This window comes from Pseudomonas sp. SWRI92 (assembly GCF_014268685.1).
Classification (GTDB): domain Bacteria; phylum Pseudomonadota; class Gammaproteobacteria; order Pseudomonadales; family Pseudomonadaceae; genus Aquipseudomonas; species Aquipseudomonas marvdashtae.
The window spans coordinates 60287-69376 of sequence record NZ_JABWQY010000011.1; the positions used below are offsets into that span (position 1 = coordinate 60287).

The following is a 9090-nucleotide window of genomic DNA, read 5'->3' on the forward strand; positions in this document are numbered from 1 at the left end:
GCCGACGTACGAGGTCGGCTTTTTCTACAGCGGTAAAGCAAGTGGAGAAGATTATGCACGCACAACCACAACAGGACAATACCGGACAGGTCGCGACACGTTTTAGCAATTCTGAAAACGTGTCGCGTGATTCTTCAGTTATCCCGTTCGACTTCGATGGTGCGGCCATCCGGGTGATCACTGACAAGCTCGGGGAGCCATGGTTTGTTGCTCGTGACGTCGCCGACGCTTTGGGCTACTCCAAGCCGGAAAATGCCGTGGCTCGCCATTGCAAGGCTGCAACCACTACCCCGAAACAGGGTGGTGGGTTCCTGACCATCATTCCAGAGCGAGACCTTTACCGACTGGTGATGAAGTCAAAGCTGCCAGCCGCCGAGAGGTTCGAGGAATGGGTGGTCGGCCAGGTCCTGCCCTCAATTCGCAAGACAGGCACATACGCTGCGCGGCCGATCGACAATTCGAAAGTCATCGGCGAGCTGGCGATTCTGGAGTGCTTCGACCGCCTGCTGAAGCCGGCGCCGTCGAGCAAGATGATGATGCTCGCCCAGATCGCCACCAACAACGGTCTCGACGCCAAGTTTCTTCCAGGCTACGCGGTCGACGCCGCCCCTGATGCTGTCGGCGGCTCGTCGATGCCAACAAAGGCCGTCACCGCTCTGATCAAGGACTTCGACCTGCGAACGTCCGCTCCAGCTTTTAACAAACTGCTGGAGGCTCACGGATACCTCAAGGAAATGCAGCGCCGCAACTCCAAGCAGGAATACGTTGGCTTCTGGTCGGTGACTGAGAAGGGCCTGCAGTACGGCAAGAACCTTACCAGTCCTCAATGCCCCCGCGAAACGCAGCCTCATTGGTATGTGGATCGCTTCCTCGAACTGGCCGCAATGGTCGGGAAGGCCTGACATGCAATACACCGTCACGATAAACCAGGTGAAGGCGCTGGAGTGGGGGCTGAATTCTCAGCAGGCCCTGCTGTTCGCCTTCGTCTATGGCTGCCCAAGCTGGACCAAGCCAATCAAGACCGACGACGGCATCTTCTTCGCGTTGAGCAAGGCCAAGATCATTGAGGAGCTGCCACTGCTCACTGACAAGCCAGATACCGCGTACCGCATGCTAAAGGCTCTGGAGGAGGTCGGTTTGATTGAGCTTTCCAGTACTTCGAATATCACACTGTTTCGCCTGACCGAGAAGGCGGTCGAGTGGAACCGGAAGCTGGATGGGTCGGAAAAATATCCGACCCCGCCAAAGAATGAAGGTCGGAAAAAAATCCGATCTACCTCGGAAAAAAATCCGATCAAGGTCGGAAAAAAATCCGATCAAGGGTCGGAAAAATCTCCGACAAATCAGGATACCAATCATCAGGGTACCAATCAGGATACCAGTCAGGACTTGCAAGGCAGACCGGACAAGCCGGCCCGCAATCTGGTTCTGGTGGTTGATCGCACAGATGGGCCACGGGTTGAGATCCCCGCCGACATGCCTGGCCCCAAAGACCAGTCCTGCAAAACCTTCAAGGTCTGGGCGAACTACGCCATGGCCTACCGCAAGCGCTACAGCACCTGGCCGGTTTGGAACGCCAAGGTTGGTGGTCAGCTCGGCCAACTGGTCGACCGTCTTGGAGCCGACGTCGCCCACCACGTCGCAGCCCACTTCCTCAAAACCAGCGATGCCGCCGTTCTCCGCAAGTGCCACAGCCTCAACGAGCTGCTGGCCAACGCCGAGAGCTACCACACCCAGTGGGTGACCGGTCAACGCATCAACGGAACGACAGCCCGCCAGATGGAGCGCACCGAGGCGAACCTTTCCGCTGCGGAGCAGGCCGCCCAGATGGTTTTGGCGAAACGCCAAGCAGGTGACCGCAATGAGTACCTTTGAAATGAACGACCAGCAGGTCGCCGGCCTAGCCGCTGCCATCTGCGCCACCGCCGAGGCCATGGGGCAGGAAATGAACCCGGGTACGGCGGCGATGATGGCTGAAGACCTCTGTGCGTACCCGGTGCCGGTCGTGAAAGCCGCGTTGAAGGCCTGCCGTTTCGAGGTGAAAGGCAAGCTGGCAATGGCTGACATTCTCCAGCGCGTTCAGATTGCCGACGGCCGCCCGGGCAAGGACGAGGCCTGGGCCATCGCCATGACCACGAACGACGAGTTCGAGACCGTGGTGCTGACCGATGAAATCCAGTTGGCCCTGGCCGCCGCCAAGCCCGTCCTCGACGCTGGCGACAAAATCGGCGCACGGATGGCCTTCATTAGCGCGTACGAGCGTTTCGTGGGCCAGGCAAGGGATGACGCCAGGCCGGTCAACTGGCACGTCTCTGTGGGCTTTGACGCCAACCGCCGTATCCAGGCCGTCACCAAGGCCATGGAGCTGAAGCGCATTCCCCAGGAGCACGCCCAGAAGTACCTGGCCGACCTGAGCGTCACGCCTATCACCGACGACGGGCGGGCCATCGCGGGCCTGCTAACTGGCGCTGTCACCCGGCCAGCTCCGGCCCTGCGCGAAAAGCTGCATCTGGTGAAGTCCTCGATGCTGGAGATGCGTGCCGCCAGCGCTGACAAAAAAGACGAAATGCGGATTGAGGCTGCCAACGAACTGGCGGATCGCCGCGCGCTGCTGATCAAGCAGGCCCAGGAATTGGAGCCGCGGACATGACCATCGACAAACAAAAACTCCAGAAGCTGCTTTGGGCAGAGGCCGCGTCATACCGGGCTGACTGCGCAGACTGGAAGCGCAACACCGAAGCGCTGCAAGAGTTCCTGGGTGAGAAAACCATGGAGGAGGTGGCGCTGTTGTTGCTGGCAGAGAACGATTGGCTCGCCCGCGGCGGCCATTTGCTGATACCCGATCGGGACGAGCACGGCACCGAGCTTGAGCGGCTCAAGGCTGATAACGAGGCTCTGCGTTCAGACATCGAAACCTGGAAGCTCAGCGTTCAGGCCGAGCGGAACTGTCACAGGTCTGAGAAGGAAGGTTTGCAGCAGGAGCTGGATCGGCTGAAGGGGCCGGCATTCGCCGAAGAGCTGGCCGCACTGCGCAAGGACGCCGGGAGGTGGCGTTTCTTCAGCGTCTTGGCGAATGACCTCCAGGCTTTCCCGCGCTCATGGGGCCAGATGACACCTGAAAAAATTGATTTCATGTGTGATGAGCCAATGGCCGGCGCGGCCATTGGCAAGGGAGAGCAGTCATGATCGTCATCCAGTGCCCGAGCTTCCTGATCGCAAAGGCCTTGTCTCGACTCCAGACTTTCTACTGTCTGTGGGAGTACTACCGATACAGCCACATTCCAAGTCTCCGCCGTCATGCGATAGCGGCGAAAGCCCACGGCCTGGTTTGGCATGATCGAACGCTGGCCTGCGCCACGGGAGAGCAATCATGACTCCCGAGTACACGCTTCGCGACCAGCGCGACGTAAACCGACTGACCGGCGTGCTGCACGCCATCGACCTGACCAAGCCGAAGGTGGTGGTGATCCGCGACGAGAAGCGCCCGGACATCTGCAATCGCAAAATGTGGGCAATGCTCAAGGACGTCTCCAGCCAGGTCGAGTGGTACGGCAAAAAGCTCAGCGACGAGGACTGGAAGCACGTCTTCAGCTCTGCGCTCCAGAAGCAGGACGTGGTGCCCGGCATCGACGGCGGCTACGTGGTCCTGGGCGTCTCCACCCGCAAGCAATCCCAGAAGTGGTTCAGCGATCTGTTCGAGCTGATGCATGCCTTTGGCGCCGAGCATGGCGTTCGCTGGACGGAGCAGGACAAGTGGGGAGGGCGGTATTGATGCTCGCAGCCAAACAGCCCCGCCCGAAAACCTGCAAGGTCGAAACATGCAGGGCCTCATTCGTCCCACAGCGCCTTGGGCAGCGCGTATGCAGCCCGGCCTGCGCAATCCTCGATGCACCAAACAACCAGGCAAACCAAGAGAAGGCCCGTAAGTCCCTGGCTCAGGTCGAGCGCCGGGAGATCAAGGTACGGAAGGAGGCCCTGAAAAGTCGCTCCGACCACCTCAAGGATGCGGAGAAGGCCGTGCGCGACTACCGGCGCACCTACGAGCTGAGCATCGGCAGCGGCTGCATCAGCTGCGGGCTGGGACAGGAAGAGATCCGCGCGGCGCAGGGCTGGAAGGTCGGGGGCGCGTTCGATGCCGGCCACTTCATGGGTAAGGGCGCCAGGCCAGAGTTACGGCTGACGCCAACCAACATATGGCTTCAATGCAAGGCCTGTAACTCGGGCTCCTACATGCACGCCCGGAAGGGGTACACCGTGTCCCAAGGATTCCGCACGGGCCTCATTGCCCGGATCGGCCTGGAGGCGGTTGAGGTGCTGGAGGCTGACCATGAGCCGCGCAAGTACACCGTCGAAGAATTGAAAGCGATCACCGCCGAATACCGGGCCAAGACCCGCGAACTGAAGAAGGGGCAAGCAGCATGACCTATCGCAACGTTGTTTCAGCAGTGGTCCGGGCCCTGGCCGCCGAGACCATCAACTCCGCCGGCGGCTGCGACTTCGAGCCAAGGGTGCAGTGCGCCAAGCAGAAGGGGGAGATCGTCGGTAAGGAGGCTGCATTCCTGACTGACTGCTGGGTGTTTGGCCGGCTGCACAAGTCGCTCTCTCCGGCCCACTGGCGGGCGCTGGTGGCGAAGTTCTCGACGCACACCGAGCGCAAGCACGCAGCAATCGCGGAGCTCACCAAGGTCATGCGGTCCCCGGCGCCTGAACGGTTCCTACACTGCGCCGTCGTCACTTGGGCATTGCCAAAGCTGCCAGGCGTGGACGGGAAGCGGTCGACCAACGTCCTGCCAGCTGGATGGTACGAGATGGACAACTGGTCGAACGAGCCGCACCCGATCAAGACCCAGGAGCGGTGGAGGCGGGATATTCGCAAGGCGCTGGAGCGTGAGGTGGATGAGGCTTTGGTGTCTGCCCAAGTTCTTTTGGATGCAGAGGGACTTATTGGGACACAAGCCGCTTGACGGCAAGTGATCCAATGAGCCATTATCCACCAATCCTGTCATTCCTGCGTGTGTAGGACTGATGACCATATCCCATCGGGATTATCGGCATTAGTGTCAGGTGTGTTGCTCGTAGCCGGCGCTGTTGGATTTCTGATTCTTGTTGTACTGAAGTATCTGGGTCTGAAAATGCAACAGCCAACCGTAGTGGCTCCGTCTACGAAGGAGGTTAGCGAAATGGCTAATATCGACACCGCGTTTCTTGAAACCATCAATAATGCTGGCGCCGGAATCGTAGCAACATGCTTGACCGCCGCTCTGATTTGAGCCTGATTGCTCTCCCAAAAGCCCTGCCATCTAGCGGGGCTTTTTTATATCTCGAATTTACCTGTAGCCAGGACAGCCCTCGGGACGACCTGGACGCCGATTAGCCGGACAGCACGGCGTACGGAAATAACACCGGCAGCCCGCGTACCTTGACCTCACATGCTTTCCGGGTGGCGTGAGACTTGAGAGGCGAGATCGATGCAATAGGGCGTCGACGCTGGGGTGGTCTACGGCAGACAGCGGGAAAGACTGCGCGCCTATTCAGGGCCTCTGCACTCGCAGGGGCTTTTTTATACCCACCGGAATGCAAAAAGCCCCGACAGATTCGAGGCTTTTTCATTTCGGCGCGGAGAAAAGAGAGGGCGACTCCAGAGGGTGCGGGAACACCCAAGGGAGACGCCAGATCGCAGAACCAGCCTGCAAGCCAGCCAAGGCCCTCACTGCTCGCGCGAGCGGGGCGGAGCCTAGCAGAAAACGACAAGGCTTTGCAGATGCTTAAAGATTGCAGATGTGGAAAGTGCAACAGACTACTGGCCCGCGTGGGCGAGTACACCCAGCTCCAGATCAAATGTTCCCGTTGCGGGACGTTGAATCATGTGAAGGCCCCGAGCCTCGAGCGATCGCCTTTGAGCGACATGAATGCGGAATCCTCCGCGAAAAATCATTCGACTTAAGGTAATAAAATGGCTCGTACACGTATTCCCTTTGCCGGCAGCGGTACTTCAGTTCTGCCCGCATACCAAACAATGACCGCAGGTCAGTATCTTCTCTCGCCAAATGGCCGCTTCAAACTTTTGCTTCAGGCTGATGGAAACCTGGTTCTGCAGGACAATGGCGCGGTGGTATGGGTAGCTGACAATACACAGCCCTACAGCTCGCACGTTCCCCTGCGCTACAAGGTACCCCCACAGCTCTACGTTCAATACGGCGCGTTCCTGGACGACCCGATTCGTAAGCGCACCTGGCTGACCGACAACACGACTTTCACCAGTAACGACCAGTGGAACCGAACCCATATGGTCCTTCAGGACGATGGGAACATCGTGCTTCTTGACTCGCGAGCGATCTGGAACGGCACTCCGTCGATTCCACTGGTACCTGGCGCGACGAACTCGTTGATCTTTTCTGGTCCATTCGAAATGGTACGAGGGGTTCGATATGCCACAGGCAATTGCGCACTTGTGTTTGAGGCCGACGGCGGTGTCGTGAGCTACGGTCCGGATGGGGGCATGCTGTGGTCCAGCCGCACTCAGAACAAAGGTGCTGCGAGGGCGGTGTTCCAAGCCGACGGCAACTTTGTGATCTACGATGCCAGCAACAAAGTTCTCTGGAACTCGGGTACCGCAAAAAACCCTGACGCAGTTCTTCGTTTGCAGCCGAATGGCGGTCTGGCAGTAATCAAGGATTTGCCTGTTTGGGCGCGGTTCGGTTACACGCCGAAATACCGTGCTGTTCGCTTGTTCGACGGTGGCTCTTTGAAAACCCACGACATCTGGACCTGGCATTTCTAAAGCCGACTACTTTTGTATCGATGATGCTCCCCAGTGTTTGGCCGGCTACGCCGGCCTTTTTTATTCAATCATGCACAGTCGGAGTCGAAGGCATGGAGTTTTTACAGCGCCTGTTCGAGAAGCTCGACTGGGCATTTGCTGGGCTGCTTGGCGCTATAGCCGCCAGCTTCTGGCACCGCGATGACCTGGTAGACCGAAAGGCCTGGGCCATCTTTATTTTCTCGGGTGCCGTCTGCGCCCATTACCTGACGGGCCTGATCAGTTCCTACTTCGGAGTGGTCGAGCCGCGCAGTGTTGCCGGTGTCGGTTTCCTCCTGGGGACCTTCGGCGGGTCGCTTATCGCCGCCATCACCCGGGCCATCAAAGCCGCTGACCTCTGGGCGTTCATCCGCCAGCGGTTTGGGGGAGGCAATCCACCATGAATCTTGAACTGATCAACTCCATCGCCTGCGGCATGATTGCCTTGTGGGCGTTCTGGTGCGTGGTGAGCGGGAAGGTGAAGGACGGCATCCTTGGGAAGCTGATCTACTCGACGATCGCCATCAGCGCCTACGTGGTCACTACCCGGCACGACAGCTTCCTGTTCGGCCCGACCACAGCCGGCCTGACCCTGCACATCGCCCTGGCTCTGGCCGGCATCCGCCATCTGTTCATGGTCACGTACTGGCAGCGGGTGAAGGGCTGGATTTGCCGCCACCTGAACTGCGAGCACTGCATGGGCTGCGAGAAGAAGCGATAGAGCGCGACACGTTTCGCGAATCAGCAAATTGTGTCGCGACACTGGAGAGGAATCCTTATGGGTCAGTTACCCGATATGACCGGCGCTTTCATCATGCTCGGTGTCCTGTGTGCGGTTGGAGGCTGGGCCGTGATTGAGGGCTTGATCTGGATCGCCTCTCACTTCCGCGTGGTGCTGGCATGACCAACGTAACCCGCCTTCGCCACGCTCTCCCTATGAGCCAGGAGATCAACAAGGCCCTGACCGATCTGGATAGCGCCATCGCCAAGGCGGTAGACGCTGCCCGGGCCGCCGGCCTTCCCCAGGGCCTGATCGTCGCCGAGCTCCACGGACACGCCCACGCACAAACCCACATCATGGTGAAGGCATGACCGCCAAGCTGATTGACTTCAAGCGTGAGGGGTGGCGCGACGCCGCCAAGACGCTACGCAAGATTGCTGAAGACCTCGACGCTGGTGTGCATCCGGAATGCACCGTGGGCGCCTTGACACTGATCGGTCCGAAAGGCCAGGTGACTGTGTTCGGGCTCGGCCCCAAATGCGACGACCTGCAATGCCTTGGAGCGATGCGTCTGGGTGAGCAGCAGCTGATTGATGTGCTGGTGGATAACGGAGAAGGGTAGGTGTGCCGCAGGTGAGTGCGGCACGGGTGTATCACTTCACCTTCAGCGCTTCCTGGATGCGGTCGGCGTATTCGGACAACTTCCCGATTTCACGATCCAAATTGGTTGCGTCGGCACTAGAGGCCTTTGCGGCAATCACTTCTAGAGCTGCCGCTACGGCATAAGCGCGCTTTTCTGCAGCATCGATTTTCCGGCTCTCGCCAGCGCTTGTGATTGCGTTCAGTAGGGTGTCGGACATTTTGCTTTCCTTGCTGTTGAGTTGATCTTCACCAATACCGGCAACCATCCACTATTTCAAGCTCAAGGTGATCCGTGGACAGGCCATACCCTCCCTCGTCACTGCTTGAACTGTCGGAGCTCTCCGACTTAGGCATCCGCCTGACCCCTGCACCTGAAGTGTGGGAATGGCTCCAAGCCGAGATCCTTTCCGATACCGGCAGCATTCACAACGAAGACCATGCTCACCTACTGGATGCAGACATCCAGGTCATGTGGGCTTCGTCGAGCTTCAACAAGCAGGGCCGCACCGTCCTGGGCCAGGCTGAGCAGGTGGCGTTTCGCGCTGGTGGTTGGCAGAAAGCCAGGATGGAGCAACAGATGCGTGATTGGTTCGGCGATGTGCCGAGCTACATCATTACCCTAGCAGCCGACTACTGCGCCCAGTGCAGCGACACCGACTTCTGTGCCCTGGTTGAGCATGAGCTGTACCACATCGCCCAAGCGCGTGATGGGTACGGCCAGCCCAAGTTCACCCAGGAAGGATTGCCCAAGCTTGAGATGCGCTCACACGATGTCGAAGAGTTCGTCGGAGTGGTCCGTCGCTATGGCGCGAGCCCTGACGTTCAGGCGTTGGTGGATGCTGCAAACAGTCCTGCTGAGGTGGGGAAATTGAACATTGCGAGGGCCTGCGGAACCTGTCTGCTCAAGTTGGCCTGAAATTTGACAGGC

16 protein-coding genes are annotated in these 9090 nt (G+C 59.0%); 15 read left to right on the top strand and 1 reads right to left on the bottom strand.

Annotated elements, in window-relative coordinates:
• The first annotated feature begins 53 nt into the window (after positions 1-53).
• The 14 genes from HU762_RS17620 to HU762_RS17680 all read left to right on the top strand — a co-directional run bounded on the left by HU762_RS17620 (position 54) and on the right by HU762_RS17680 (position 8142).
• Positions 54-902 (top strand): BRO family protein, encoded by an 849-nt coding sequence (locus HU762_RS17620; RefSeq protein ID WP_186639157.1) that lies wholly within the window; start codon positions 54-56, stop codon positions 900-902.
• A gap of 1 nt (position 903) precedes the next feature.
• Positions 904-1875, top strand: a complete 972-nt coding sequence (locus HU762_RS17625; RefSeq protein ID WP_186639159.1) for a phage replication protein — start codon at positions 904-906, stop codon at positions 1873-1875.
• A complete protein-coding gene (locus HU762_RS17630) occupies positions 1862-2650 on the top strand; it encodes a hypothetical protein (protein ID WP_186639161.1) in 789 nt (262 codons plus the stop codon). The genes HU762_RS17625 and HU762_RS17630 overlap by 14 nt, the downstream gene beginning before the upstream one ends.
• On the top strand, positions 2647-3186 hold the full coding sequence (locus HU762_RS17635) for a hypothetical protein (RefSeq protein WP_186639162.1): 540 nt from the start codon (positions 2647-2649) through the stop codon (positions 3184-3186). The genes HU762_RS17630 and HU762_RS17635 overlap by 4 nt, the downstream gene beginning before the upstream one ends.
• A 184-nt stretch (positions 3187-3370) precedes the next feature.
• Positions 3371-3772 (top strand): recombination protein NinB, encoded by a 402-nt coding sequence (locus HU762_RS17640; protein ID WP_186639164.1) that lies wholly within the window; start codon positions 3371-3373, stop codon positions 3770-3772.
• Complete coding sequence (locus HU762_RS17645; protein WP_186639166.1) at positions 3772-4422, top strand: recombination protein NinG; 651 nt, start codon at positions 3772-3774, stop codon at positions 4420-4422. The genes HU762_RS17640 and HU762_RS17645 overlap by 1 nt, the downstream gene beginning before the upstream one ends.
• Positions 4419-4964, top strand: coding sequence for a hypothetical protein (locus HU762_RS17650; RefSeq protein ID WP_186639168.1), 546 nt, complete (start codon positions 4419-4421; stop codon positions 4962-4964). Before HU762_RS17645 ends, HU762_RS17650 begins: the two co-directional genes overlap by 4 nt.
• Positions 4965-5755: 791 nt before the next feature.
• Positions 5756-5944 carry a Com family DNA-binding transcriptional regulator gene (locus HU762_RS17655; RefSeq protein ID WP_186639169.1) on the top strand — a complete coding sequence of 63 codons (189 nt, stop codon included), beginning with the start codon at positions 5756-5758 and terminating at the stop codon, positions 5942-5944.
• A gap of 9 nt (positions 5945-5953) precedes the next feature.
• Positions 5954-6781, top strand: a complete 828-nt coding sequence (locus HU762_RS17660) for a putidacin L1 family lectin-like bacteriocin (RefSeq protein ID WP_186639171.1) — start codon at positions 5954-5956, stop codon at positions 6779-6781.
• A gap of 92 nt (positions 6782-6873) precedes the next feature.
• Positions 6874-7203, top strand: a complete 330-nt coding sequence (locus tag HU762_RS17665; RefSeq protein ID WP_186639173.1) for an MFS transporter — start codon at positions 6874-6876, stop codon at positions 7201-7203.
• On the top strand, positions 7200-7520 hold the full coding sequence (locus HU762_RS17670) for a hypothetical protein (protein WP_186639175.1): 321 nt from the start codon (positions 7200-7202) through the stop codon (positions 7518-7520). Before HU762_RS17665 ends, HU762_RS17670 begins: the two co-directional genes overlap by 4 nt.
• Positions 7521-7577: 57 nt before the next feature.
• On the top strand, positions 7578-7703 hold the full coding sequence (locus HU762_RS26910) for a hypothetical protein (RefSeq protein ID WP_272976149.1): 126 nt from the start codon (positions 7578-7580) through the stop codon (positions 7701-7703).
• A complete protein-coding gene (locus tag HU762_RS17675; protein ID WP_186639177.1) occupies positions 7700-7891 on the top strand; it encodes a hypothetical protein in 192 nt (63 codons plus the stop codon). The genes HU762_RS26910 and HU762_RS17675 overlap by 4 nt, the downstream gene beginning before the upstream one ends.
• Positions 7888-8142 (top strand): hypothetical protein, encoded by a 255-nt coding sequence (locus HU762_RS17680; protein ID WP_186639179.1) that lies wholly within the window; start codon positions 7888-7890, stop codon positions 8140-8142. Before HU762_RS17675 ends, HU762_RS17680 begins: the two co-directional genes overlap by 4 nt.
• A gap of 31 nt (positions 8143-8173) precedes the next feature.
• Here HU762_RS17680 and HU762_RS17685 read toward each other — a convergent pair whose 3' ends face one another.
• Positions 8174-8428, bottom strand: a complete 255-nt coding sequence (locus HU762_RS17685) for a hypothetical protein (protein ID WP_238340401.1) — start codon at positions 8426-8428, stop codon at positions 8174-8176.
• Positions 8429-8454: 26 nt separating this feature from the next.
• Between HU762_RS17685 and HU762_RS17690 the strand changes: the two genes are divergently transcribed.
• Entirely contained in the window at positions 8455-9078 is a 624-nt protein-coding gene (locus tag HU762_RS17690) for a putative metallopeptidase (RefSeq protein WP_186639181.1), read from the top strand.
• Positions 9079-9090: the final 12 nt, after the last annotated feature.

Bases quoted from the DNA above. Each gene is read 5' to 3' on its own strand.
- HU762_RS17620 (WP_186639157.1), top strand. From the start codon at position 54: ATGCACGCACAACCACAACAGGACAATACCGGACAGGTCGCGACACGT.
- HU762_RS17625 (WP_186639159.1), top strand. From the start codon at position 904: ATGCAATACACCGTCACGATAAACCAGGTGAAGGCGCTGGAGTGGGGG.
- HU762_RS17630 (WP_186639161.1), top strand. From the start codon at position 1,862: ATGAGTACCTTTGAAATGAACGACCAGCAGGTCGCCGGCCTAGCCGCT.
- HU762_RS17635 (WP_186639162.1), top strand. From the start codon at position 2,647: ATGACCATCGACAAACAAAAACTCCAGAAGCTGCTTTGGGCAGAGGCC.
- HU762_RS17640 (WP_186639164.1), top strand. From the start codon at position 3,371: ATGACTCCCGAGTACACGCTTCGCGACCAGCGCGACGTAAACCGACTG.
- HU762_RS17645 (WP_186639166.1), top strand. From the start codon at position 3,772: ATGCTCGCAGCCAAACAGCCCCGCCCGAAAACCTGCAAGGTCGAAACA.
- HU762_RS17650 (WP_186639168.1), top strand. From the start codon at position 4,419: ATGACCTATCGCAACGTTGTTTCAGCAGTGGTCCGGGCCCTGGCCGCC.
- HU762_RS17660 (WP_186639171.1), top strand. From the start codon at position 5,954: ATGGCTCGTACACGTATTCCCTTTGCCGGCAGCGGTACTTCAGTTCTG.
- HU762_RS17665 (WP_186639173.1), top strand. From the start codon at position 6,874: ATGGAGTTTTTACAGCGCCTGTTCGAGAAGCTCGACTGGGCATTTGCT.
- HU762_RS17670 (WP_186639175.1), top strand. From the start codon at position 7,200: ATGAATCTTGAACTGATCAACTCCATCGCCTGCGGCATGATTGCCTTG.
- HU762_RS26910 (WP_272976149.1), top strand. From the start codon at position 7,578: ATGGGTCAGTTACCCGATATGACCGGCGCTTTCATCATGCTCGGTGTC.
- HU762_RS17675 (WP_186639177.1), top strand. From the start codon at position 7,700: ATGACCAACGTAACCCGCCTTCGCCACGCTCTCCCTATGAGCCAGGAG.
- HU762_RS17680 (WP_186639179.1), top strand. From the start codon at position 7,888: ATGACCGCCAAGCTGATTGACTTCAAGCGTGAGGGGTGGCGCGACGCC.
- HU762_RS17685 (WP_238340401.1), bottom strand. From the start codon at position 8,428: ATGGTTGCCGGTATTGGTGAAGATCAACTCAACAGCAAGGAAAGCAAA.